We start from the raw sequence: 26,212 nt of genomic DNA on the forward strand, positions 1-26,212 counted from the left end.
TACGGCTCCCCTCAAGGGAGAAGGAACAAGATACGGCTCCCCTCAAGGGAGAAGGAACAAGATAGGGCTCCCCTCAAGGGAGAAGGGACGGAATACGGCTCCCCTCAAGGGAGAAGGGACGGAATACGGCTCCCCTCAAGGGAGAAGGGACGGAATACGGCTCCCCTCAAGGGAGAAGGGACGGAATACGGCTCCCCTCAAGGGAGAAGGAACAAGATACGGCTCCCCTCAAGGGAGAAGGAACAAGATAGGGCTCCCCTCAAGGGAGAAGGGACATCGTTGTCGGCTTTATTAAATTCGCAGAGTTCCCTCATCCGACCTCGAAGACTCGGCCACCTTCTCCCCGGGGGAGAAGGGACGAAATACAGCTCCCCGGGGGAGAAGGGCAGAATGCCGTCCGAAAATCTACCGTTATCCAATCAATACGGCCGCTGCGTTGGCAATGTCTCAATATCCAGAATATGCGCACTCGGTTGTGACAGATCGATCAGCACCGGATGCTGTGTTTGCTGGTACGCGATGTTCCCTGCGACATCGCGCGCTGCGATGCGGAAGTAGAGTTGATGCGGGACGTTTTGATTGACCGTCCACACGTACTGCGACGTGTTGTCGTTCCACCCCGTCAGCGGTTCCCAGGGACCACTTGGTTGTCCTGAATAGCTCAATGACACCGGGCGATCCGCCAACTGGGCGTCAGTGACGTTCCAGTTCAATGTGATCTGGTTCATCGTCGCCCCGACGCCCTGTTGAGCGGTCAGCTTCGCGATGTCGGGAGCCGTCTGATCGACCAGAACCTGCATCGAGGGAACATCGCCTTGACGAGGGGCCAGATGAGCTGCCCCGACGCCACTCTTGGCGCGAATCGCAAACCCGTACGTCCCATCGTTGGGAACTTCGACTTCAAACGGGCTCATGCGGTCAGGGTCTTCGCCGTAACGCCACCACTGCTGACCACCGTCAGCGGTGATGAAGAGTTCGACCGCACTGACCCCAGACGGCCCGACATCTTCCAGGCGATAATCAATCTGAAATCGCGATGAGGCGACCGTCTTGACCTTGGGTTGATAACCCATGGTCTGATTCGGTGTCGAGTATCTCCCCTTCGTGATGTCCGGAGCCGCAGCTTCGTTACTCGAAACAAATTGGCCTGCCCCGTAAGCGGGAGGCGTGAGAGACGGAGCGGGTTGGGAGGACAGCGGGCTGGACGGCCAACTTGGCAGTTCATGCCCTCCTCCGCTCTGTGGATGCGGATAGTTCTGTTGCATCATCGGCGTCGGCATTGACTGCTGACCCGCAATCAACGGCATCCCATTGTTGGTCATCATACCGTTTGGATTCCCGCTGTTTGAATTCACTCCATTCGGCAGGCTGTGGTTCGACATCCCGTTGTTGGAAGACAACGAGGGTGGTGTCATCCCATTGTTCGGCTTCGGCATGCCGGCTTGTGGATAAGGCAGCTTGAAGTCATTGTTATTCGCAGCCAGACTCCCTTCCGAAGGTGACTCTGCAATCGGCTGTGTAAAGTCAGGCACATAAGGCTTCCCGCCATCGGTCCCTGCTTGATTGGCGTTGAGTGTCTTCTCTGTCGTCGTCAGGTTTCCCGCGAGGTCTTTGACTTTGCCGCGTACCTGCACCTGGCCAGGTTTCGCCACCGACCAGCTCGTTCGTCCGACTGCCGACGCAACGACATTGACCGTCTGCCATTGATTTGTCAGCGGGTCTTTCGACTCGAGGACCAGACTTGTCAGATCCAGACTTTCATCGGCAGCTGTCCAACTGAGTTCCACTCGCCCCGGTTGTGTCTCTTTGATCGTCAGTTCTAACGTTGGCAGGATCGTATCGATACGGACAATCAGCCCAGGTTCCATCTTATTGCCATTGGGGTGAAGCTGCCCCTGCTGGTCCTGCGTCTTCACAGCAAACCAGAATTCACCCTGCTTCTCTGACTTGAACTCAAACTTCCCTTTCTTGGGAGGGACTGCCTGCAGGAGCTTCCAATCCTGTCCACGGTTTTCTGACCCATACAGATGAATCTCTTTGGCCCCCAGGCGAGACATCTCGACCGCGTCAAAGTGATATGGAATCCGGAACTGGGTATTGTTCGTGTAAACAGGATCAGCCGCGTGCAGCCAGGCTGTCGCTGCGATCACGTTTCCCGCTGCCAGGCAGCTGCACCATCGAGCCAATGTCCGTCCGCGAATCATGTTTCCCCCCTTGAGGGCTGCAAGGGGGCGACGTCTCGTCCTTCCCGCTGGCAGCACTCGTCCGTGATGAGGCCGTCGTGATCACAAGAGGTGATCCGCATGGCATCATGCACTAAGTTCCCTGTCGAGCACGGATGACAAAATCGTCATTCTTCGCGTGGTCGATTCTGACCGCGCTCGACTGGAGATCGTGTTCAAAGGTCGCCGTCCGCTTGTCCCGAGCGAACATCTGCCGCTGTCCAGACATTCCACGTGGGAATCCTCTGGAACCGGGCATTGTCCAAGTATCGTCGAGGCCGGTCGTAACACTTGAAGTGATTTTGACGTCGCCAGCAGGTCGCAGGCGCAAACTCAACGGACACGTTAACGCCTTCCCAAACCTCCCGGATTGACTTATACCAGTCAAGGATGAGAAGAGGGTTGGAACGCAGAGCAAGCAGAGGGGAGCAGAGTTCGCAGAGAAGAGCCTGAGTAGACAACGCAAAGCCGCCGAGGCGCAAAGGTTAGAGAATAGACGTGAGTTGTATTCTGACGGTCCCCACTTTGCGTCTTAGCGACTTTGCGTTAATGACTCTTCTCAGCGTCCTCTGCTTACCTCTGTTATCTCTGCGTTCCAACCATCCCGTACAACGAAAGCAATAAAGCCAAGGTCAACATCATGCTCAAATCCATCTGCGTCTTCTGCGGCTCTCGCAGTGGCAATAACCCTGCCTACGTCGAAGCCGCCCGTCAGCTCGCGACCGTATTCTGCACCCGCGAACAAGCCCTCATCTACGGCGGCGGCTCAGTCGGCTTGATGGGTGTCCTTGCTGACACCATGCTTGAAAATGGCGGCGAAGTCATTGGCGTCATTCCCCAATTTCTCGCCACGAAAGAACTTCTGCACGCGGGTGTTGTCGACATGCGCATCGTCGACAGCATGCACACCCGCAAAGCCACGATGGCATCCCTTGCTGATGCCTTCATCGCCCTCCCGGGCGGCTTCGGGACTTTCGAGGAACTGCTCGAAATGATCACCTGGTCCCAGCTGGGCATCCACCGCAAACCGATCGGCATCCTCAACACCGACGGCTTCTACGACAACTTCATCGCCTTCCTGCAAACCGCCAGCGAGAACGACTTCTTCCCCATCATCCAGATGGACCTCTTCGTCGTGAAGCCGACGGTCGAATCCCTGCTGCAGTCAATGGACGACTTCGTCGCTCCGACTCTCCCGAAATTCGCGAGCCTGGAGAAGACGTAACTCCAGGCTCTGCGTTGATCGCATGCGAACGGAGTTGTCTCATTCATCGTAGGGTGCCGGTGAGGCTTTGCGAACCGCACCAATTGTGGTCACGACCGTTTCAAAGACGACGAGGCCGCATTTGGTGCGGTTCGAAGACTCACCAGCACCCTACATCTTAAGCAAGACAAACTGGTTACTAAAACCCGCGAGACTTCTTGATGTCATCCATATTTCGAAGATCGTAACCGATGCCAAGGTCGTCGAGATTCTGGCAGAGGCTGCGACAGGCGACGCCTAAACCATCCGGACCACTGAAGCCGCCGAATTGGCCGCCGCCTTTGAGGTGAGGTTCCAGTTCGAGGAAAAAGCCTGGAACGCCCATCGCCTGGAGTTTGGCAGTCAACGCGGGCAGTTGCGTTTTCAGGTCAGCGAAGATCTCTGGGTAACCAGAATCGCCGATATCGACAGGGACGAAATTTTTCAGACGCTCTTCATCGACAACACCGGTCCAGGTCAGGCCGGGATCGATCTTGTAATCCTTGATGTGCATCCAGCCCATGTGCGACTTCATGGCATGATACTCATCAATACAGCGCTGACGCGGCATGTTCTGGCTGCTGAGGTTACCGCCGTCATAAATGAGGACGAGATTCGGGTGGTTGATCTTTTCTGCCAGTTCATTGAGGATCACGCCGGTCTGCCCCACGAGGTTGGCTTCGAGTTCGAGACCGAACAACAGACCTTCTTTGGCGACGGCATCGACAATCGATGAAATCTGCTCAGCAGCCTGGCTGAGGTATTGCTTGGGATCTTCGCCAGCCGGGTGATAGTACGAGAACCCACGGATGAACTTGGTGCCCAGCGCGATGGCGGCATCAATCGTGCGACGGACTTCCGTCTTCAGGTACTGCTCTTGTGGCACGAATTTGTTGTGCGACGAATCAGCGATATCAAACAGCTTCACCTTGCCCAGACGTGCCCCGATGCTGGTGACGTTCATGCCGTAGTCGCTGTTCAGCTTGGCCAGCTGCTTCCACTGAGCATCCGTCATATCGACGACGTGCTGGATCTTGCCGCTGTTTTCCAGATCCATGAAGCGTGGCGAGTACCAGGAGAGTCCGAGTGCAGACAGGGCCGAGAATTGCTCGAAAGCTGTCTTATGAATCGCGCCTTCATCTCCAAACGCACTGATGATGACCTGCGGTGCCTGTGACTGCGGTGCCTCTGACATGGAATTCCCTTGAATGGAACAGCGGGCGAAGACTTGAAAATATCAAGACCTGTAAAGTGGTAAGATCAGTTGATGCGTAGTCTAACGCAGGCCTGCCTCAACGAAAAGTCACCCATCACTCGGCACAGCCCTCTGCGAACTTGAGGAAATCTTTCCAAAAGCTTGTAAAAGTTCCATTTTTTTCGGGCTCGAACCAGACGCAATTGTTCGCTTTCGCCAGATGAGATACGACCTCACTTCGAAGCGGGAATTTTTCGCCCGCCGCCTGATTCCTTAAGAATGTCCCCGAGGTTTGGAACATGTCCATCTTCAAAACTGCCCTGAGTCTGGTCGTTGTCATTTCATTCTTCGCAACCGCACAAGCGGCTGAATTTCCGTATGACGCGGTCATCTCTGCCGACAAGACGATGGCCCGCAGCGGCCCGGGAAGCATGTTCTACGAAACGAACACACTGCCTCGCGGTGCGAAAGTCACTGTCCATCGCCACGATCCAGGCGGGTGGTACATGATCGCCCCGCCCACCGACAGCTTCAGCTGGATTCGCTCCGATTACGTCACCAAACTGACGCCCGATCAGGGGACAGTTTCTGAGAATAGTACCGTCGTTCGTGTCGGAAGCACGGTCGGTGAATACCTTGATGTCGAACAACGCCGTCTGAATAAAGGGGACCGCATCGCGATCCTCGGCGAGAAACAATTCGACCTCAATGGCAAGCCGGTTCACTTCTACAAGATCGCACCGCCGAGCGGCGAATTTCGCTGGATCAAAGGAGATGCCATCGGCAGCGGAACTCCGTCACCCAGCGTTGCCAATGATCCTTTCGCTCAGGATGTAACAGCAGCCAAGCCGAACTCACCCAACGTCGAACTTGGTAATCCGTTCGAAGAGTCTCCTGCTTCCATGGGACAACTCGCAGCCAAACCAGGTTCGAGCGAGTCTGCTTCGGTAACCTCTGCAAATCCAGGTAAAACCCAGCAGGACTATCAGATCCTCAGTCTTCTCGACGAACAATTCCGCGTCATGATTGGCAAAGACATCGGCAGCTGGAACCTCGACGACCTCGCGCATGACTATGCCAAACTTCAACAGGAAGCCTCGACAGAAGCCCTGTCTCACCAGGTCGACCTGCGACTGGCAGCTGTCGAGCGATATCGCAAGACCAAGAAAACTCACGACGATTTCGTCACGCTGACTTCCGAAACGACTCGCCGCGATGCACAACTCATGAGTGCTCAAACCTCTGGCAACGTCCAGACGGCCAACGGTGCGTATTCAGACGGAGCCGCCTTCGGAAGTGTGGCTCCCTCTGGTCAGTTTCCTGAAATTGACGCCGATGGCTCTGTGATTCCACCCCTTCCCGCTGGCACTCAGCCGACAGCTGCTGCACCATCTCCCATGGCCGCTGCTGCCATCGATCCAGCTGGCCTTCAGCCGACTGTCGGTCAATATGCCGGGGCCGGGATTGTTCAACTCAATCCTCGTCAGCACCCACAGCTGCCGGGATTCGTTCTCACGACTCCCGACGGACGATTCCTGACGTATCTCCATCCTCAGCAAGGGGTTAATCTCATGGCTGCTGTTGGAAAACCGCTGGGCCTGAAGGGCAACCGCCTGCACGATCCACGCCTGAAAGCAGATGTGATCGTTGTTCAAGGCATGGAACCCGTGCAACTTCCGGCTGCCGGTGTTCAAGGTCGTTAACAGAATTTGTCAAATTATCTATTCTGTTTACATTGCTCATGTTGACATTCTTCACCCGCGGTGTTTCAATATGTGAACATCGCGGTTCAATCCGCATCTCCCACGGCTGGCGGTCTCTCACCTTCCTCCATCCAAGCCCTTGGGAGAATCTCAATGCTATCTCTGATCAAAGACCTGTTTCGTGACGAAGCAGGCTACATTCTGTCTGCCGAAGCCGTTGTTCTCGGAACCGTCGGCGTCGTTGGTGCCTCTGTCGGACTGAGTTCCATTGCGTACTCAATCAACGAAGAGCTCAAAGAAACTGCTTTTTCCCTGCGTAGTCTGAACCAGAGCTACGCGATCAAAGGCTTCCGAGGTCACGGCAGCTACACCGCTGGCTCGACCTTCACGCAAAAGCCCGTCGAAGAAGCTCACGCCGACCTTCAGTTGTTCATCGATGACCTCGAATCGGAACTTCAGCGCGAAGCCAAGTCCGACGAACACGATGAAAAAGACGACGATAAGAAGGCCGAGTCGAAAAAGTCAGACGACAAGCCATCCAAGAAAAAGAAGGATGGCGAAGGCAAGAAAAAGGCTGAGAAGAAAGCCGACAAAGACTCTCGCTGGGACGACGAGATTTAATCCGTGTCCGTCAGAGCCGCGACCGAAAGGGAGCGCACCAGCACAAGAAGTGGAGTGCGCTTCGGGTGGCTGGGGTCAGGATTTCTACCTGACCCCAGTTCCTGCGCAGTTGGACCCACATTCTGGGGTCAGCTAATGATCCTGACCCCAGCCACCCTGTTGAGATCTGAGCGTCGTGGGAATTCGCAGAGTTCCCTCATCCGTCGGCGAAGCGCCGCCACCTTCTCCCCGGGGGAGAAGGGACAAGACGGATTACTTCGGCGGGATATATTCGTCGATGATCTTGGGCGTGATGCGGTGTTGATGAGACGGCTCCGCCCAGGAGATCGCGAACGCCAGGCCGATTCCCGCTAAGAGCAGGGTGGTCAGTTTCACTCGGTCATGCGAGTGAAACTCGATCTCCGGCAGCAGGTCGCTGAGCGCAATGCAGATAAAAACGCCCGCAGAAAACGCCAGGACCATTCCCAGGATTTCCTTCTGCACATCTCCTAACTGACTGATGCCCGCCAGAAAAAGCAGCGCACCGAGCGGGCAAACCAGGCAGTACCCGATGATCCACATCACACGGGATTTCCAGGCGACATTCTCTCGCATCATCATCGAAGAAATCGTCAGTGTATCCAGCGGCTTGTGCAGGATGATCGCCAGGTACGTCCCGAAGCCGGGCAGTAGCAGGTGATTGTGTGTCAGATCGCTTTGGATACTCGCGCCCAATGCCATCCCGTCGAGCAGCGTGTGAATTGCGAGCCCCGATAAAATCATGGCCCACGTCGGACGATGTCGAGGGTGATGACAATGCCCGGGCGCATCGTGAGAATGAGTATGGTCATGACCGAGATCATGATCGTGGTCGTGATGATGAACGCTCAAGGCGACGAGATTTTCCGGGGCCTGCTGAACAGCTTCCGGCGGTTCGTGATCGTGAAAGTGAAACCAGCGCAGGAAAATAAACATCGCAGTCAGGCCGAGGATCACCCCGAGCGCGGTCTGATCGATCGATTTCAGCTGCACGAACGCATGTGGCAGCAGGTGTAGAATACCGATTCCCAGCATCAGGCCGCCGACAAAGCTGATGACCATCTGCATGCGGCTGTGAGTCATCTTCAGAACTTGCGGCAGGCTTCCCCCGGCAAGCCCCATGATGACCAGCAGCACCGAATAAATGACAAGGGGAACACCCAGGGACATGTTGAAAACCTGATCTGAATCTCTTCGTAGGGTGCGGGTGAGGCTTTGCGAACCGCACCAATTGTGGATCCGAACGTCAATTCGCCAATGCACGCACAATTGGTGCGGTTCGAAGACTCACCAGCACCCTACAACTGAACCCTCGAAAACACAACTCATTTCCCCGCTCGGGCGAACTGGTTTTCTGCGAGTTCGATCGCTTTGAGCAGACCACGAGCTTTATTCAGCGTCTCCTGGTATTCGGCTGACGGAACACTGTCCGCAACCAGCCCCGCACCCGCCTGCAGATACGCGGTGGTCCCTTTGAGAACGAGGGTTCGCAGCGCGATACAGGTATCCATATTGCCGGTGAAGTCGATGTAGCCGACGGCGCCTGCATACGGCCCTCGTCGGTGTTTTTCCATCTCATCAATGATCTGCATAGCCCGCACTTTCGGGGCGCCCGAAACCGTCCCGGCTGGCAGCGAGGCCCGCAGGGCATCCAGAGCCGTCAGTCCCGGCTTGAGTTGCCCTGTCGCATTCGAAGTGATGTGCATTACGTGACTGTAACGCTCAACGACCATCACATCCGAAATCTTCACACTGCCATACTGAGCAACTCGTCCGATGTCATTGCGTGCCAGATCGACGAGCATGATGTGTTCCGCTCGCTCCTTAGGATCCGCGAGCAGGTCTTCCGCGAGAGCGAGGTCTTCCTGTGGTGTCTTGCCTCGCGGACGGGTCCCCGCAAGTGGTCGGACAGTGACTTCCCCATCTTCGACACGACACATGATCTCCGGAGAGCTGCCGACGAGCTGGAAGCCCGGAAGTTCGAGCAGAAACATGAACGGACTGGGGTTCACGACGCGCAAGGCCCGGTAAATGTCGAGCGAAGTCGCTTTCGTTTCCAATTGGAGTCGCTGACTGCAGACGACCTGAAAGATATCCCCGGCTTTGATGTATTCCTGACAGCGAAGGACGACATCTTCAAACTCAGCCTGTGTAAAGTTCGACGTAAACGGCAGCGTTGTTTCCGCAGGGAGAGTCACATCATAGAGTGGTGAAGCAGCGACCGGGCTTTGAAGCCTGGCTCGCAGGCGTCCGATTTTTTCCTGGGCGCGTTGATAAGCAGCCTCGACACCTTCCGTGACTGGATTGACGAGCGCGACAATCAGAATCGTCTTACGAATATGATCGAAGATGATCATCTCGTCATAAAAAGAGAACGACAGATCCGGCAGGCCCCGATCATCTTCGGGAGCATTCGGCAGGTTCTCGGTGTAACGGACCGAGTCATACGAGGCAAACCCGACCGCCCCGCCAGAGAATCGGGGAAGTCCATTGAGGTGCACCGCCTGATACTGACTGACCAATTGGTCGAGTTCTTTCAGTGGGTCGCTGCAGCGATAGGTCTTGTCTTCCTGTTCGGTATGGAGGGTGACGACGTCCCGGGTCGCATCCATAGTCAGGAAAGGGCCCGTCCCGACGAAGCTGTAACGCCCGACCTTTTCCCCCCCGATGACACTCTCGAAGAGAAAACTGCGTTCACCGGAAGCCAGTTTCTGGTAGGCCATTACCGGCGTCAGCATATCGCTGAACAATTCTACATAGACCGGGACGAGTTTTCCCTCACGGGCGGACTCTCGGAACTGCTCGAACGACGGGCGATAGGTCATGTTTTCAGGCTTTGATGATATGAAAAGGGGCGGTTTCGCCAGAACAGGCAGCATGACAAATTTCAGCACACCTCACAAGCGGCGGACATGCCAGCAGGCGGTCCCTCGAACAAGAGCCTCGTTTCCCTCGTCAGGTTCAGTTCAGCAGGAAGAATAACCCCGGACAATGATCAACGGCATGCTCAGGCATAACTCGTAAGCGAGAGAACTTTCCTGGCTGCTCCTCATGACTCACGACTCCAACCTCATGACGATTCCCATCCGTGTTGATCTGTGTTCATCCGTGGTTTGGTTTCATGTTTTGAAGACGAAAGTATTTGAGGATTTTCAAGATTCACAACGGGGACATGTCAAAAGACTCGGTCGTCGCAGATGTTCGGGGATTCCCGTGGCTTGCTCTGGGACTTAGAATCGAATATCTAATGATGATCGGGCAGGGCAGCCAAATCGCCATGTGCCGTATCGTATTTAACGTGACGCACACTCCTAAAGGATGGCCCGTGGATCTGGAAACCCTCGCACGCTCAGTGAGTGAATGGCTGAAGGGGACCGGTCCGGAAGCCGATATCATCGTTTCCAGCCGCATTCGCCTCGCTCGTAACCTCGCCAAGTTCCCGTTCCTCAGCCGAGCCGATGAGGGAATCCGCGCCGAGATCGAAAATCAGGTCAAAGGCAAATTACTGGGCATCAAGAAGTTTGGACCCATTACGTACTTCCCGATCGACGGGATGGCACAGCTCGACCGTCAGATGTTTGTCGAGCGTCAGTTGATCAGTCGTGAGCTTTCGGAAGCCAAAGGAGCGCGCGGCGTCGCGATTTCGGAAGAGCAGAATCTCAGCATCATGGTCAATGAAGAAGATCACCTGCGTATCCAGGTGCTTCGCAGTGGCTATGAACTCGATGCCTGCTGGAAACAGATCAGCCAGCTGGACGACGAACTCGAAAGCCAGGTCACCTACGCCTTCCATGAACACCTCGGCTATCTCACCGCCTGCCCGACCAACGTCGGCACCGGCATCCGGGCCAGCGTCATGCTCCACCTGCCTGCTCTGGTCCTGACGAAGGAGATTCAAAAATTCTTCCAGGCGATGCACAAGATGAACCTGACAGTCCGCGGCATGTACGGCGAAGGCAGTCAGGCCATGGGTGACTTTTATCAGGTCTCCAACCAGACCACGCTTGGCCGTTCCGAAGAAGACATCGTCAACACCATCAAGACCGTCATCCCGAAGATTCTCGATTACGAACGCAATGCCCGCACACGTCTGATGAACGACAACCGTCGCGGCGTCCATGATCAGGTCTCACGCGCCTACGGCATCCTCAAGACCGCTCAGACCATCAGCTCCGAAGAGACCATGCAGCTGCTCTCCAACGTCCGCATGGGAGTCAACCTGGGCCTCATCGACGACCTCGAGATCCCGCAGATCAACGAACTGTTTATCTTCACCCAGCCTGCTCACCTGCAGAAGATCCGCAAAGAACGGATGGAATCCGCTGAACGCAATGTCGCGCGGGCCGCTTACCTTCGCACCAAGCTCATCCAACCGGACGAGATGAATTAAGTCACCTGCTGAATCGTAGGGTGCTGGTGAGTCTTCGAACCGCACCAAAACGACACTCGATGCCACATTTGGTGCGGTTCGCAAAGCCTCACCAGCACCCTACAGGATGCATGAACTGAAGCTGAAAAATGACTCGGCGTTGCTACTCCGTCGTCATCCACTTCGGCAGTGGGCGGTTTGGAAACAGAAACGATTCCATCGCGATCCGCATTTTCGCGATTCGATGCAGCTTCACGCGGCCGTTCATCACACTCAGCGGGTTGCACTCAATCTTGTGCAGCAGCCCGCCGTAAATTCGCATCATGCCGCGGAAAATGCCCTGCCCGTCTTTCGATAGGTGACGAGATAGTTTCGAGGCTCGCTGGTAATACGATCTGGCAAGTTGAGTCTGCTCGGTGAGAAACGGCAGGATGCCAGGAGCAGCCCCCGTCGCGAGCTGCTCCGATGTCAGTTGATAGGCACGAAGCTGGTCTTGAGGCAGATAACATCTCCCGAGAGTGGCATCTTCACGAATGTCCCGCAGGATATTGGTCAACTGAAACGCAGTCCCGCAATCGATGGCTGCTCGACGGGCGACGTCCGATTCGTCGTAACCCCAGATCGAGATGCAGCAAAGCCCGACAGCCCCGGCCACGTGATAGCAGTACCGCTCCAGCTGGGCGAAATCGGCAAACGGCTGTGGATCAAGATCCATCGTCACACCCGCAATGACATCATGCAGGTAACTGACAGGAATCTGGTAAGTGTCGAGCGTCCACTTGAGCGCGGGAAAAATTTCATTGCCATCGACAATGCCGCGTTCCGCAAGGTCGTCAATCTGGCGTGACCAGTCGGTAAGTTTCAGTCGACGTGTCTCGACCGACACCCCCCCATCATCGGCCAGGTCATCCGTTTGACGCATGAAACAGTACAACGCACACATCGCTTTGTACTTCGGCCTGGGCAGCGAAAGAAACGCGTAGTGAAAATTTCTCGCTGCTCGTCGCGCATTCTGAACGCAGACACGAAAGGATCTCTCCAAGCGGTCTTGATCGACTCCATGCATCGATGCCAGCGACGTATTCATCGCCGGGTAGTTTAACGCAGAATGCCCGGCGATAACAGCCGTGAAAGAGACATTCAAAACAGACTAAATAGCAGAGGAGTTCCCAGTCGCCACTCCGGCCATCCGTCGGCACTGATCGGCGCAGTCCAGGCATGACTGGGCACACTTCTGACAATGATCATGTTCATGCTTCTGGCATTCCTGACCGCAGGCTTCGCAGATTTCCGCACAGAGCTGACAAAGCTGTTGAGCGAACTCAGATCCGCGACTCATAAACGCCGCGGCTTGCCAGCAGATTGCTGAACAGTCTCGATCAAGACGAATACAGTTCGCCATCATTGCGACATCTTTTTCGCCGAGACAAGCGTTCGCGCAATGTTCACAGTCCTGAGCGCATTGCACGCACGCCTGAATGCAGTCCGACATGGTTGGTTGAGCGATCATCTGAACCTCCTTTTGAAGTGGAAAATCGATTCCGAAGATTTCTGCTTCAACGAGCAGACGCCGTTCCAGCTTCACAAATCCGCCAAATCGAACGAAAGACATGCGCAGAGTCCGGCGATGACACACTTCAGCGATCAGTTTTCACTCAATGCGGCACTTGATCTTCCATCATCTGGCGACTCGCCAGCATTGCTTTCTCCCACTGGCCCTCTCTGGCCATCGTGATGACATTGATCAAATAAGAGACTTCGGAATCTGACAGACTCCCGTCACTTTTCAGACTCGCGATCTTCTCTTCCGCAACGGTCAGAAAATTTTCGCGTTTCTGATTGCAGACCGTGTAAAGCGACCGAGCCATCTCGATCGCTGCGGGACTCATCTTGGGATAGCCGCAGCCGGAAACCGCCAGCGTCAGCAAGAGAACGACGATCAGAGTTCGTTTAGAATTCACTGATCACCTCCCCTTCCGAAATGCTCGACATGCGGGCGAACTGGTAGAGATCGATGTTCTCGGAGACAAATCGGACCGCCCCATCCCCGAGCATGATGTGCCCACCACCTTGATGCTCGGAATACATCTGGCAAACGTGCAGAAACGGACTGTTGACAGGGTGAATGATCGGCAGTCCGAGAATATCCAACTCGCCACCCGCAGGTCCGGAGTGAGCAACGAGCATCGTCGCTGTCGATTCCGGGCTGTTGACAGAACCCGCGATTCCAGCCGCATACTCACCCAGTTTTGGAATCGTAAACGCACCCGGAACCGCACCGACCCAGGTCTTGTTGCTGAGTTTGGAAGAATGTTCCCCCAGGAAAATTGTATTCGACAACCCATCTTTGACATCGGAAAAACGCACGCGAGAGTTTCGAGTGAAGACCCCATCAGAGACTTTCGAGGCATCCCCATTCACCTGGATCGTTGTGGTATTCCCAGCGACGATATCAGTGAAAATCAAGGCCGTCTGATCGCTGCCACTCCCCTCGTCCCAGCAAGATTCCTGCCCGTGATTTCCGACATAATGGCTGATGCCGAAGGTGATATCGACATTATTCAACTGTCGAGGTGCACCCGATGCATCCGTCACAACAAACGGATCATGAGAGCCAGAAACCGATGGACAAAGAAAGACGGGCAACTTGGATCGAACGAGATTTGCGTTGACCGGATCCCAGCACGGCTGGCTGAGAGAAAGGCCATCATAAAGCGCAGCCTGTTCGATGTACGGCAGAATCATCGTCCCCCAACCCCAGCCGGGAGCAGCATCCCAGGTTTGAGGATCCATCCGAGCCCAGGCAGGCGCGGCGCCATTGCTGGTGCCGTACGAAACAAAGGCCGAGGGAAGTGCGTTGTGTGTATCATGATAGTTATGGAGGGCGATCCCCAATTGCTTGAGGTTGTTTTTACAGGTCGAGCGACGGGCCGCTTCGCGCGCCTGCTGAACAGCGGGCAGCAGAATGGCCACTAACGTCGCAATAATGGCAATGACAACAAGTAATTCAATGAGCGTGAACCCGTAACGAGTCATCTGACGGGTTTTGGAGTCAGTGGTCATATTGAAAACCTTTCCAGGTGGAGAGTCAGTCATGTGTAGCAATAGCTACGGAAATTGTAGCCTCGACTACAAATACCGTAGCGTCGGCTACATTGCAAGACGAAAAGGAAGCCTGAATAGGATTTTCACATGTCATTCGTTAATATGCGGTCACACTGATACTTGAGATCATAGAAGGACATAGGGATCTTGTCGGAACAGACCACCTCATTTCGTCGCACCCGCAACGACCATGCGTCTGAGACGGCTGAAGACTACGTGGAAGGCATCCATGATGTCATCCAGCGCCAGGGGAAATGCCGCGTCGTTGACCTGGCAACCTTGTTCGGCGTCAGCCACGTCACCGTCACCAAGATTGTTTCCCGTCTCCAAAAAGAGGGCTACGTCGATACTCAGCCCTACGCTCCCATTACGCTGACCGAAGACGGCCAGAAACTCGCCGACGAAGCCCGCCAGCGACACGAAATCGTCCTCGACTTCCTGCGAGCCATCGGCGTTTCCGAACAGCAGGCCGCCCTCGACGCAGAAGGCATCGAACACCACGTCTCCCCGGAGACCCTCCGCTGTATGGCCGAAGTCACCATGCAGAAGAATCGGAAAAAGGTCTAGGATCAGCCCCCGGGAGGGCGAGGCTCCGTCCGAGCCGCTGTCCCGCGTTGCAACCTATGTCGACAACAAGACGTCGATTTTGACATCTTCATCTTAGCCCTGAAGGGGCGCTATCTGTCCGCCCAGGATGAAATCCTGGGTTTGCTCCGGGAACATTAACTACCGCCCGACGACGCTTTGTCGCATGTGTTGCGAACGATGATAAAGCAACCGATACAAACTCTCTTCCGCCTTCGTGAATTCCAGACCACGACGCGCCTTGACGGCTGCCGCTGTCGTGATGAGTTCGGACATATCTCGCGGCTCGCGCAATTCCCCATCCCACCAATGCGTGAACGAAGGGATGTTCCGCGGCGGTAATCGATCCGCCGGCAGGATCATCGACATCACCCCGACCGACGTCCCGGTATTGAGCATCGTCCCGATCGCGGTTTTGGCATGATCGCCGATCAGGCTGCCAAGTTTTGTGTTGTTGGTCTCGACCAGTTGATCGCCGAGGGGGAACTTGATCGTCGAATAATTGTTCTTCAGATCGCTGTTGGTCGTCATCGCGCCGAGATTCACCCACGGGCAGATGTAGCTGTGACCTAGAAACCCGTCATGGTACTTGTTGACGTACCCATGCAGAATGCTCCCTTCGATCTCGCCCCCAATCCGGCAGACCGGGCCGATCGTCGTCCCCTCCCGGATATTGGCATGAAACAACTGCGTATACGGGCCAATGTAACAGGGGCCTTCGATCCGCGAAAACGACTGAATGCGAACCTGTTCATCCACAACAATCGGACCTTTGCGGGCATCGAAGACAACAAACGGGTCGACCTGCGTCGACTTATGCAACACCACCTGCTGCGGGTGCCCCAGGATCGTCAGCGGATGACCGGCCAGATCAACAATCGTCCATGGCAATTGAGACGTCACCTCGGGAAACAGCAGCGGAAGATCACCATTGAGCTGTTGTGTATTCCATTCGACTAACTGCCACGGATAGTCAAGAAATCGCCCCCGTGCAGGAACACGCCGACGTCGCTCCAGATAGTCCTTCAGGAATTCCCCCCGAGCCGCCTCTCGGAACTCCTGCATCTCGTCGACCGACAGGTAGAGGGCCACAATCCGATCACCAAAACACGCGGCCTGATCGGTCCCCAGAGAACACAGCCATTTCAGATCGGGCAGATAACGCCCATTGAGGCACAGGACTGGCCCATCGGGCATCCGGTGCGGACTCATCGTCACCTGACCGGCATAAGTCTGCTGATAGACGTCACTCAAATGCGGACGCAGGGAAACTCCCCACTGCCTGGCACCGAGATACCGCGTCACCCGTTCCCGAAGACTCAGCGGTCCGCAGGTCAGTTCAAAGACAGGCCGCACAGAGGCAATCGGGTCAAACCGATCGGCGACCTCGTCCTCGAAAAAGAACAGCGAGATGTCAGGAAGGTGAGTCATGGGAAATTATATGCGCACAATGAGCTTTTCTTGCCACTGCCGCATCATAATCTCTCGACCTCATTTTCAACAACATGGCTTCTGAGGCAAAGGTTTCTAATCTCTTGCAGGGTGCTGGTGAGTCTTCAAACCGCACCAAATGTGCAAATGAATGTCGTTTTGGTGCGGTTCGCAAAGCCTCACCAGCACCCTACATATCGAACAGACCTGTGTTCGGACGAGATATCAGATCGTTTTTCCCAGCGTCAACGGCTTGGCCTGTGGACTGACCAGAGGGGCAGGCTTGGCATGCTGGTAAACGGCAGAACGCGTTCCGGTTGCACGCTGGTACTTCTGAGTAATCCCGATGATCGTCTCAGCGGCTCCCAGGAACAGGCAGCCATGCGACGCCAGATGTCTTGAAAGACGTTCCAGAATCTTCCGTTTCGTATCTGTCTCAAAATAGATCAGGACGTTGCGACACATAATGATGTCAAACAGCCCGATCGGACCATAATCCGCCAACAGATTCAATTGCTTGAACGTCATCATCTGACGCAATGGTTCGCGAATCTTCCATTGGTTGCTGTTGAGCTGCTCGAAATACTTTCGGAGCAGAACGGGAGTCAGCCCGCGCTGAACTTCAAAGGAACTATAAATTCCATCCTGAGCCCGCTTGAGCACCTGATTGTCGATGTCGGTACACAGAAACTCGATCTGCCAGTTGGCGATCAACGTCGGGAAGTTCTCCATCAGCATCATGGCGATGGAATAAGGTTCCTGTCCTGTCGAGCAAGCTGCGCACCAGATGCGCAGCGTTCGTGTCGACTGGCGCGTCTTGACAATCTCAGGAATAAACGTCTGGATCATCTCTTCAAACGGCGTCGAGTCGCGGAAGAACAACGTCTCGTTCGTCGTCATGGCTTCGACAACCGAAGTCGCCAGATCACCATTCGGGTTCGATTTCAACAGTTCGACAAGCTCATCGACACCCGGCAGATTGATCCCTTTGGCCAGTGGAAGGAGTCGACTATCCAGGAGATAGTCTTTCCCTGCACCCAGCGATAAGGCGGATCTGTCGAGCAGAAACTTGGCGATATATTCGTAATTGACGGGCTTCATACGTGACAGACTTCCTGCGGACACAGTTGGTTGATCTTGCGTGGAATCTCTTCGATCGAAAGAACTTCAGAAGCAAGGTCAGCTCGCACGATGGTCCCGGGCATCCCCCAGACCACGCTGCTGGCCTCGTCCTGAGCAATCATGTAGCCACCTTTGGCGACGAGATCATGAGCCCCTTCGATCCCGTCTTCTCCCATCCCCGTCAGCATCACAGCCAGCAGTCGATTACCGTAAATTTCTGATGCAGAACGATAGAGTGGATTCACGGACGGCCGACAGTAGTGCTCCTGCTCAGCCTGATTGAGACGTGTGAGTACCTGCATCCCTCGTTTTTCCAGATACATGTGATAATTGCCAGGCGCAATATAAATACGCCCTGCCTGAACGACTTCCCCGTCTTTGGCTTCCTGAGCCGGACGACGGGCATCGCGTGTGATGTGTTCTGCAAGCATCGGCGTAAACGCAGCCGGCATATGCTGCACGATAAAAATCGGCAGCGTCATCTTTTCCGAGAGCGCCTTCATAACTCGCGACAGCGCCTGAGGCCCGCCCGTACTCGAACCAATCACAACCGCTTGTGCCCGCAGTGACGAAAAGTTCGTCGCTAATCGAGTGGCCCGAGACGATGCCTGCGTCACACTGCCAGCCGAAGTAATCGTTGATGGCGACGTCGTTGCAACCAACGCTTTCGCCTTCTGAGGACAAAGACTCTTCACCAGCGGAATCAATTGATCCGCTACGATCTTCATGGCTTCACTGGCACTACTGGCCTGAGGCTTCTCGATGCAACCACTCGCACCATTGGCGAGCGCCTGGATCGTAATCGCAGCCCCGCGAGTCGTCAGCGTACTCGCCATAATGACCGGCAGCTTCGGAAATTCTTTCTGCAGAATCTTCAGCGTTTCCAGGCCATCGAGAATCGGCATCTCGACGTCCATCACCACCGCATCAAAGCTTTGCTTCCTGAGAATGGACAGCGCAGAGCTGCCATTCCCCGCTGATCCCGAGACGATAATGCCCGGATCGGTCTGCAACGCTTTCGTCAACAGCCCGCGGACGACAACGGAGTCATCCACGACCATGACTTGAATGGTATTGTTATTCATGAAACGTCTCGAAGAGTTCACCAGGTGTGTGTCAGAAGGTTCCACATCGCAAAGATAGGTCGCGATCCTGGGAGGAGCTTGGAAAACTGAGAGGAGTCCAACAGGTTGGAACTTCCAGGTCGAGTCATTCGCAGGCCGCGACACATATGAGGACGATGATGACATCACGATGCGATTCATTCGCATCGGACGTCAGCAAGTCTGTCCTTAAAACGCACGCATGCGAGCCAGGAACTCATTGCTGACTTCATCAAGTTTGTTCGCCAGTCCTGTCAGTTCGCCAGATGCTTCCAGAATGGTATGTGCATCATGTCCACTGGCATCCGCAGCTTGCGAAACACTCGAAATATTGTTCGTAACTTCTGCTGTCCCCATCGCGGCTTCCGAGACGTTGCGGGAGATTTCGCTCGTCGCTGCACTCTGCTCTTCCACAGCCCCGGCGATCGTCGTCGAGATCTCGTTAATACGACGAATCATCTCACTGATGGATTCGATGGCTTTGACAGCAACCCCGGTCGAACTTTGAATGGCGGAGATCTTCTGACTGATTTCCTCCGTCGCACGTCCGGTCTGACGGGCGAGTTCTTTGACTTCATTGGCAACAACCGCAAAGCCTTTACCAGCTTCTCCGGCTCGGGCAGCTTCGATCGTCGCATTCAAGGCCAGCAAATTTGTCTGCTGGGCAATCGAGGTGATCACCTTGATGACCTGTCCGATTTCCTGACTGGCTGATCCCAGCTTTCGAATCGTCTCATTGGTGCTGTGTGCCTGAGTCACCGCAGATGACGTCATTTCAGACGCATCCTGAACGTGTCGGGCAATCTCGCTGATCGAGGCACTGAGTTCCTCAGCGGCGGAAGACACCGTCTGGACGTTACGAGTCGCTTCCTCACTGGCCGCTGCAACAACCTGTGCCTGGCGAGCCGTCTGCTCAGCCGAGGTCGCCATGCTCTTGGAAGAATCCTGCATATTGATCGAAGAGGTCTTCACACTGTCAACAACATTTCGGATCGTCGACTCAAAGTCATCAGCCATCTGAACGCGATCACTGACGACGTTCCAGGTGACCATGGGACCCATAAACTGGCCGTCTTTGTCGTAGATCGCTGAGACCAGCAGATCGAGTGTTTCCGGCCCGACTTTGATCTTCGCGCGGTGTGGCAGATTGCGTGGATCATTGACGATCCCCCGCTGCATTTCAGGGCGCTTGTGGAAGATATCAATCTTCTGACCAATGATGCGTTCCACCTTGGTTGGCAGCAGATGCTCGATCTTTTTCAGCTGATTGACCGAAGCAGGATTGAGATAAACGATCTCGAACTCGCGGTTCGCCATGATCACGTTGATCGGAATATTTTCGAGCATGTTCTGAAACGCATTCACGGGAATCGACTTACCGTTCCCAGTGTCGATCATCTGCTCCTTGCCTTCCAGCCAGGTATGGACCGTTCCAATCGGCTGACCTTCTGAAGACATCAGAGGCGAAGAATGCATCTCCAGGCTCAACCCGCCGAACTGGCAGGAAACATGCTGATTCCCGCGACCGCCCAGCAGAGGCTCCAGCTGAGGCAGCTTGCCAAGCAACCGATACAATGAGCTCCCGACAAACGAAGCCGGATTCAGCGACAAACTCGCAGGCAGCTTCTCGAGCAGCTCATGCCCCTTGGCATTCAAGAACACGACTCGCTGCTGATCATCCGACAAAAACTGCATGACAGGAGACTGATTGACCATCCCATAGAAATGATCAAACGAAACGGTCACATTCTTTGGCTCCACCGTTTCAGTCGTATTGTTGCTGGCGTACATCGTCATCATCCCTCGTAAAAATCTCTGCCAGCAAAGCAGACGTGCTTTCGCTGACCATGAAACGGTGTGTGGGTAAAAATCAGAATTTCAAACAGCGGAGACGTAACTTCGTGCAGCCAGAGGAACTCGACGTTCAAACGGATGCACCAGGGCGTACTGTGTCTAGAAACTCAGCAGATTCTGAACGTTTAAAACGATCAGCAGCTCTTTTTCCAGACGAGAAACGCCTTTCGTGATTTGCTTCCAGTGCTGGTTCAATGTCGGCGGCACAGACATGACTTCGCTATCCGCCAGATCAATCACATCGCCGACTTGATCGACGAGCAGGCTGAATGCTTCCTGATGATCCGTGATCACGACATTCATGCTCTCTCCCTCGAACCGCGGAAGATTGAGTCGAATCCGCAAATCAACAGCCGTGACGATCTGCCCGCGCAGGTTGATCAGTCCTGCAATCTCCTGACGGGCCCGAGGCGCAGCTGCAACCGTCTGGGGATTGAGAACTTCCTGCACATATTCGACAGGAATCCCAAGCAGCTGCCGATCGATGTAAAATGTGACGTATTGAGTCGTCGCATCACCTCGGGATTGAGTCAGGCGGGTCGTGTTGGATTCATGTTCTGGAGTCGCGGTCGTCATCGGTAGGCTCCTCGTAGGGGGGTGGAATCACAGTGACATCGTTCAGCGAAGGTCAACATGAGGAGACCTCCAGAGAACGAGTCACGTTCCGACCCAGGAGGCCACTGACCTCTTCCAGGAGCGTACGTGCATTGAACTTGATCGCAAACGAGTGAGCCCCAGCGGCCATGACTTCCATCCGTTGATCCTGATTTTGAGGATCAGTCATGATCATCACCGGCAGGTCAGAAAGCGTGGCATTCTCTCGCAGAGCATCGATCAACTCGAGACCGGTTTCCGAATCGAAACTCAGATCCGATATGATCAAATCGCAACGATAGCCATGTTCGAGTTTTTCCAGCGCTTCCGATGGCGTTGCCACTGAACTGACTGCATACTTCTTCGATTCCAGCGTCGTCGTGAGCAGCTGTCGGAAGAACATCGACTGATCGACAACAAGGATCCGGCTTCGCTGCTGCGGAGTCCGCTTCTGATACCAGTCCGGTTGCGACTGCGTAATGTAATAGTACGTGTCGAGCAGGTTGATCGCCTTGCCGCCCAGGATCGTCGATCCCATCACACCCGGCTGGCTCGATTCGACGTGAATCTCCAGAGGCTCTTCGACAATGTCCATAATCTCATCGACCAGCAGCCCCATCGAGCGGCTCCCCTCTGAGAAGACAATAATCATCTGCGAACTCATCGGTGCCTGCCCACCCTGTCCGTAAGAACTGACTAACGGCAGCAGGGAATTACGATACTGAATCACATAACGCTCGCCGCATTTCTCGACCCGGTGACTGGCCAGCTCTTCCAGTCGTGAGACCAGCGCGAGCGGCACAGCCATCAGCTGATCCTGACCAATGCGGAAGATCAGCAGCGTCGTCTTTTCTCGCGTTTCCTGATTCGCCAGCTCGAAGTCGCCACGCAGCTGTGAACTGGAGGCGAAGTTTCCATACAGGCTCGCGATTCCCATGACATCGAGAATCATGATCACCTGCCCGTTGCCCAGGATCGTTGTTCCCTGGTACAGCGTGATCTCTTTGAGCAATCGACCCACCGGTTTGACGACGATCTCTTCTGTATCGAATACTTCCGAAACGATCAGCCCCATCTGCTCATCGCCCACCTGCACGACGACGATGTTAATGTCCTGATCTTCTCGCTGTGGTCGTGACAATCCCAGCGCATCCGTCAGATACACAATCGGCAGCAATCGATCCCGCAGACGCAGAACCTGATGATTGGCGATTTGTTCCAGCTTGGACGCTTCTTCGCGAGGCAGTCGAACCAGTTCGACGATCCCCAGTTGAGGAATCGCAAAGTTCAGCCCGCCGCTTTCAATGATGAGGGCAGAGATGATCGCCAGCGTGAGCGGGATCTTGATTCGGATCGTCGTTCCTTTGGTCTCGATCGACTGCAACTCGACCGTCCCGCCGATCCGCTCAATCGCTGTCTTGACAACATCCATCCCCACGCCACGTCCAGAAACCGAACTGACGGTCTTCGCCGTCGAGAATCCCGGGTGAAAGATGAACGACAGAATCTCGTTATCGCTCAATCGTCGGGCATCATTCGCCGAGACGATCCCGTTCTGAATCGCTTTTTCCAGAACTCGAGTCCGATTGATCCCTGCGCCATCATCTTGAATGCTGATGATGACGTGACCACCTTCATGGTACGCATGCAGCTTGATCTTCCCATGCAACGGCTTGCCATGGACACGTCGCACATCGGCCGATTCGATCCCATGGTCAGCAGAATTGCGGACAATGTGAATCAGCGGATCTTTAATCGCATCGAGCACCGTTCGATCAAGTTCGGTCTCGGCACCGATCATTTCCAGCTCGATCTGCTTGCCCACCGTCAATGACAAATCGCGCACCAGACGAGGCAACTTCGACCAGGCATTCCCAATCGGCTGCATCCTCGTCTTCATCACCCCTTCCTGAAGATCCGCAGTGATGCGGTTCAGGTGGTGAATCGGCGACGCATAACGGCTTTCTTCATCATCGCGAACCATCTGCAGCAACTGGTTGCGAGACAGCACCAGTTCGCCAACAAGATTCATCAGCGAGTCGAGAACATCAACGCGCACCCGGATCGACATATCCGGCGTCGACTTCTGGATTCCCTCCGAATCGCCGGCGGCACTGCGCTCATTGTGAATGCCAGTTGGCTGAGGATCTGTGAATTGTGATTCTTCTGCCATGGGCACGGGCTTCGCCTCAACACAATCAACGACCGCAGGTGTCGTCTGAACAAATTCTCTTTCGGACGCGATTTCGACGACTGGCTGTATCGTTGTCACGATCGTCTGTGCAACACTTGACTCCGAAGAGGTCCCTTTGATCGACGACGTCTCTTTCGCCAGTCGAGCAATCAGATCGAGCTTGTTGATCAGCTTCGTATCGTTGCCCTCCGGCTCTTCACCGGTCGCCTCGATATGATTGAGAATGTTCTTGATGACATCGACGGCTTCAAAAATGATCGATGTGATATCGCTGGTCAGACCGATCTGTCCCATCCGCAGACAGTCCAGGACTTCTTCTGCACCATGAGCCACTTTCCCAAGACGCTTGAGATTGATGAATCCGCAGGTCCCTTTGATCGTATGAATTGTGCGGAAAATGCTGGACAGAAGCTCTTTATTGCCAGGGTCTTTCTCCAGCTGTACGAATTCCACGTCCAGGCGGGACAGATTATCCCAGCTCTCGATCAGAAAGTCTCGCAGAATCTCGTCTTCCATCGTCACGCCGCTTTCGATGCCTGATTGCCAATCAATGTACGTTGCATTCGATTCTCGTTCGAGGACTTCCTATCCTTCAACAGGACTATCGACTTTGCTATAAGACTCCTTGAGCGACTGCATGGCAGTGGAAAGCATTCAGGAAAATGCAGTCGAACACATCAGGATAATGAAGGTTCAGAACACCTCGTCTGTAATCCTTACAACGAATAACAACTCACACGGACGTGATGCTCGACAGCCGACCATGAGCCACCCGCCACCGCAACACCTCGCTCGTCTCAATGAAGCTCAACGACAGGCAGTCACCACACTGTCCGGCCCGTTGTTGATTCTCGCCGGCGCCGGCACCGGCAAGACCCGCGTGATCACCCAACGCACAGCTGAGCTGATTCGTCACCGCACATCTCCAGACAACATCCTCTGCGTGACCTTCACCAACAAAGCCGCCCGCGAAATGCAGCAGCGGACATCAGCCATCCTCGGCAAACGCCTCGAAAAAAAGCCCTGGATCTCGACCTTCCATGCCCTCTGCATGAACATCCTCCGCGCCGATATCAAACTCCTCGGCTACCCCACCTCCTTCTCGATCGCAGACCGCGGCGATCAGGAATCCATCGCGCGAGACGTCCTGCGCGAAATCAAAATCGATCAAGCCAGCTTCAAGCCCGGCGACCTCGTCAACCAGATCAGCAAATGGAAAACCGCCGGCTTCGCTGCCGACCGAGCAGGAGAGACCGCCGCCTCCGACCATGAATACCTCGCCGCGCTCGCCTACAAAAAATACCTCAAACGCTTCCGCGCCGCTGCCCTCATCGACTTCGACGACCTCCTTCTCTTCACCGGCCAGCTCTTCCGCGATTCCGAGGAGATCCTCAAAAAGCATCAGGACCGTTTCACCCACATCCAGGTCGACGAATACCAGGACACCAACAACCTCCAGTTCCACGTCATCTCCTCTCTCGCCAAACCCCACCAGAATCTCTGCGTCGTGGGGGATGATGACCAGTCAATCTATGCCTGGCGTGGCGCCGATATCAAGCACATCCTCTCGTTTCAGAAACATTACCCGACAGCCACCGTCATCCGCCTGGAAGACAATTACCGCTGCACGTCCCCCATCCTGGAAGCCGCCAACAAACTCGTCAAAAACAACCGACACCGACACCCCAAGACGCTCCGCGCCAATAAAGAGTCCTCCCTCCCCGTCCGCATTCTCGACCTCGATGACGAAGTCGCAGAATCCGAACGCGTCGTCATGGAGATCACCTTCCTCATTAAACAGAAGGGCCTCCAGCCCGGCGACATCGCGATCCTTTTCCGCACTAACGAACAGCCTCGCCTGTTCGAAGCAGAACTGCGCCGCAAAGAAATTCCCTACGATATCATTGGCTCGCAATCCTTCTACGAGCACCGCGAGATCAAAGACCTCCTCGCCTACCTCAAAGCCATCCTCTCGCCAAAAGATGATCGCGCCCTCCTTCGCATCATCAACACCCCCGCCCGCGGCATCGGCGAATCCACGCTCGAAAAAATCATGGAGCATGCCGTCAAGAAGGACGTCTCCTTCTGGGAAGCCTACCAGGATCCCGCCATCAAAAATCAGCTCCCCGAGAAAACCCGTGGCCCGATCGACCAGTTCAAAGACTTCCTCGACCAGTCACGCTACGGCCTGAAAAAAGACCCGTCTTCCTGCGCGAACTTCGTCACCAACCTCGTCGACCACATCGGCTACCGCCCCTTTATCGAGAAGCAGTTCAAGACCCCCGAGCAGATTCAGTCGCGTCAGAACATCGTCGATACCTTCATCGAATCGATCCGCGAATACCAGGCTCGCCCGGAAAAGCCAACCCTCCGCAACCTCGTCGACGAACTCTCACTCAGCGGCGACCAGTTCTCCAGCAAAGACGAAGAACACCAGGACAACACCAAGGTCAAACTCATGACCTTCCACTCCGCCAAAGGCCTCGAGTTCCCGTACGTCTACATGGTCGGCATGGAAGAAGGCCTACTCCCCCACAAACGCAGCGTCGAAGCCACCGACGAAGACATCGCCGAAGAACGACGCCTCTGCTACGTCGGCATCACCAGAGCCCAGGAACAGCTCACCCTCACCTTCGCCAAATCCCGCAAAAAATGGGGCAAACCCCGAAAGTCCGTCCCCTCCCGCTTCCTCTACGAAATCCGCGACAAATAACCCCTCCTCCCTTCTCCTATGTCCCTTCTCCCCCGGGGAGAAGGTGGCCGAGTCTTCGAGGTCGGATGAGGGACCTCTGCGAATTTCGTAAAGCCCACATTCGCTTGAAACCGTCAACGGCCCCATTCCCCCGTCCCTTC

General features: G+C 55.0%; 20 protein-coding genes. 6 read left to right on the forward strand and 14 right to left on the reverse strand.

The window, feature by feature from the left end:
- Positions 1-419: 419 nt before the first annotated feature.
- On the reverse strand, positions 420-2,204 hold the full coding sequence (locus SH248x_RS20680; protein WP_459556228.1) for a hypothetical protein: 1,785 nt from the start codon (positions 2,202-2,204) through the stop codon (positions 420-422).
- A gap of 658 nt (positions 2,205-2,862) precedes the next feature.
- Between SH248x_RS20680 and SH248x_RS20685 the strand changes: the two genes are divergently transcribed.
- A complete protein-coding gene (locus tag SH248x_RS20685) occupies positions 2,863-3,447 on the forward strand; it encodes an LOG family protein (RefSeq protein WP_459556229.1) in 585 nt (194 codons plus the stop codon).
- A gap of 178 nt (positions 3,448-3,625) precedes the next feature.
- Here the strand turns inward: SH248x_RS20685 and SH248x_RS20690 are convergent, their stop codons facing one another.
- Positions 3,626-4,660, reverse strand: coding sequence for a sugar phosphate isomerase/epimerase family protein (locus SH248x_RS20690; RefSeq protein WP_459556230.1), 1,035 nt, complete (start codon positions 4,658-4,660; stop codon positions 3,626-3,628).
- Positions 4,661-4,959: 299 nt separating this feature from the next.
- Between SH248x_RS20690 and SH248x_RS20695 the strand changes: the two genes are divergently transcribed.
- Positions 4,960-6,363 carry an SH3 domain-containing protein gene (locus SH248x_RS20695; RefSeq protein WP_459556231.1) on the forward strand — a complete coding sequence of 468 codons (1,404 nt, stop codon included), beginning with the start codon at positions 4,960-4,962 and terminating at the stop codon, positions 6,361-6,363.
- Positions 6,364-6,516: 153 nt separating this feature from the next.
- Entirely contained in the window at positions 6,517-6,984 is a 468-nt protein-coding gene (locus tag SH248x_RS20700; RefSeq protein ID WP_459556232.1) for a hypothetical protein, read from the forward strand.
- 252 nt (positions 6,985-7,236) lie between these two features.
- Here the strand turns inward: SH248x_RS20700 and SH248x_RS20705 are convergent, their stop codons facing one another.
- Both SH248x_RS20705 and trpE read right to left on the reverse strand, forming a co-directional pair.
- Positions 7,237-8,172 carry a ZIP family metal transporter gene (locus SH248x_RS20705; protein WP_459556233.1) on the reverse strand — a complete coding sequence of 312 codons (936 nt, stop codon included), beginning with the start codon at positions 8,170-8,172 and terminating at the stop codon, positions 7,237-7,239.
- Positions 8,173-8,327: 155 nt separating this feature from the next.
- A complete protein-coding gene (gene trpE / locus SH248x_RS20710; RefSeq protein ID WP_459556234.1) occupies positions 8,328-9,827 on the reverse strand; it encodes an anthranilate synthase component I family protein in 1,500 nt (499 codons plus the stop codon).
- Between the two features lie 500 nt (positions 9,828-10,327).
- Between trpE and SH248x_RS20715 the strand changes: the two genes are divergently transcribed.
- Positions 10,328-11,392, forward strand: a complete 1,065-nt coding sequence (locus SH248x_RS20715) for a protein arginine kinase (RefSeq protein WP_459556235.1) — start codon at positions 10,328-10,330, stop codon at positions 11,390-11,392.
- Positions 11,393-11,534: 142 nt separating this feature from the next.
- On the opposite strand, the gene SH248x_RS20720 is transcribed toward SH248x_RS20715, so the two are convergent.
- The 4 genes from SH248x_RS20720 to SH248x_RS20735 form a co-directional block, all read right to left on the reverse strand.
- A complete protein-coding gene (locus SH248x_RS20720; RefSeq protein WP_459558629.1) occupies positions 11,535-12,458 on the reverse strand; it encodes a phytoene/squalene synthase family protein in 924 nt (307 codons plus the stop codon).
- 63 nt (positions 12,459-12,521) lie between these two features.
- A complete protein-coding gene (locus SH248x_RS20725) occupies positions 12,522-12,983 on the reverse strand; it encodes a four-helix bundle copper-binding protein (protein ID WP_459556236.1) in 462 nt (153 codons plus the stop codon).
- A 43-nt stretch (positions 12,984-13,026) separates the two neighbouring features.
- Positions 13,027-13,332: a hypothetical protein gene (locus tag SH248x_RS20730; protein WP_459556237.1), complete on the reverse strand. Its 306-nt coding sequence runs from the start codon at positions 13,330-13,332 to the stop codon at positions 13,027-13,029.
- Positions 13,322-14,434 carry a DUF1559 family PulG-like putative transporter gene (locus SH248x_RS20735; protein ID WP_459556238.1) on the reverse strand — a complete coding sequence of 371 codons (1,113 nt, stop codon included), beginning with the start codon at positions 14,432-14,434 and terminating at the stop codon, positions 13,322-13,324. Before SH248x_RS20735 ends, SH248x_RS20730 begins: the two co-directional genes overlap by 11 nt.
- A gap of 189 nt (positions 14,435-14,623) precedes the next feature.
- Between SH248x_RS20735 and mntR the strand changes: the two genes are divergently transcribed.
- A complete protein-coding gene (mntR, locus tag SH248x_RS20740) occupies positions 14,624-15,043 on the forward strand; it encodes a manganese-binding transcriptional regulator MntR (RefSeq protein WP_459556239.1) in 420 nt (139 codons plus the stop codon).
- Between the two features lie 159 nt (positions 15,044-15,202).
- Here mntR and SH248x_RS20745 read toward each other — a convergent pair whose 3' ends face one another.
- The 6 genes from SH248x_RS20745 to SH248x_RS20770 all read right to left on the reverse strand — a co-directional run bounded on the left by SH248x_RS20745 (position 15,203) and on the right by SH248x_RS20770 (position 23,875).
- A complete protein-coding gene (locus SH248x_RS20745) occupies positions 15,203-16,492 on the reverse strand; it encodes a putative sugar nucleotidyl transferase (RefSeq protein ID WP_459556240.1) in 1,290 nt (429 codons plus the stop codon).
- A 225-nt stretch (positions 16,493-16,717) separates the two neighbouring features.
- Positions 16,718-17,593: a CheR family methyltransferase gene (locus tag SH248x_RS20750; protein WP_459556241.1), complete on the reverse strand. Its 876-nt coding sequence runs from the start codon at positions 17,591-17,593 to the stop codon at positions 16,718-16,720.
- Positions 17,590-18,699, reverse strand: a complete 1,110-nt coding sequence (cheB, locus tag SH248x_RS20755) for a chemotaxis-specific protein-glutamate methyltransferase CheB (protein WP_459556242.1) — start codon at positions 18,697-18,699, stop codon at positions 17,590-17,592. Before cheB ends, SH248x_RS20750 begins: the two co-directional genes overlap by 4 nt.
- A 207-nt stretch (positions 18,700-18,906) precedes the next feature.
- The gene (locus SH248x_RS20760) at positions 18,907-20,508 is read right to left on the reverse strand and encodes a methyl-accepting chemotaxis protein (RefSeq protein ID WP_459556243.1); all 1,602 of its coding nucleotides are present in this window, start codon (positions 20,506-20,508) and stop codon (positions 18,907-18,909) included.
- Between the two features lie 162 nt (positions 20,509-20,670).
- Complete coding sequence (locus SH248x_RS20765; protein WP_459556244.1) at positions 20,671-21,147, reverse strand: CheW domain-containing protein; 477 nt, start codon at positions 21,145-21,147, stop codon at positions 20,671-20,673.
- A gap of 52 nt (positions 21,148-21,199) precedes the next feature.
- Positions 21,200-23,875, reverse strand: coding sequence for a chemotaxis protein CheW (locus tag SH248x_RS20770; RefSeq protein WP_459558630.1), 2,676 nt, complete (start codon positions 23,873-23,875; stop codon positions 21,200-21,202).
- A 247-nt stretch (positions 23,876-24,122) separates the two neighbouring features.
- On the opposite strand from SH248x_RS20770, the gene SH248x_RS20775 reads away from it, so the two are divergent.
- On the forward strand, positions 24,123-26,072 hold the full coding sequence (locus tag SH248x_RS20775; protein ID WP_459556245.1) for an ATP-dependent helicase: 1,950 nt from the start codon (positions 24,123-24,125) through the stop codon (positions 26,070-26,072).
- Positions 26,073-26,212: the final 140 nt, after the last annotated feature.

The organism is Lacunimicrobium album (genome assembly GCF_052161635.1).
Taxonomy (GTDB): Bacteria; Planctomycetota; Planctomycetia; order Planctomycetales; family Planctomycetaceae; genus SXPC01.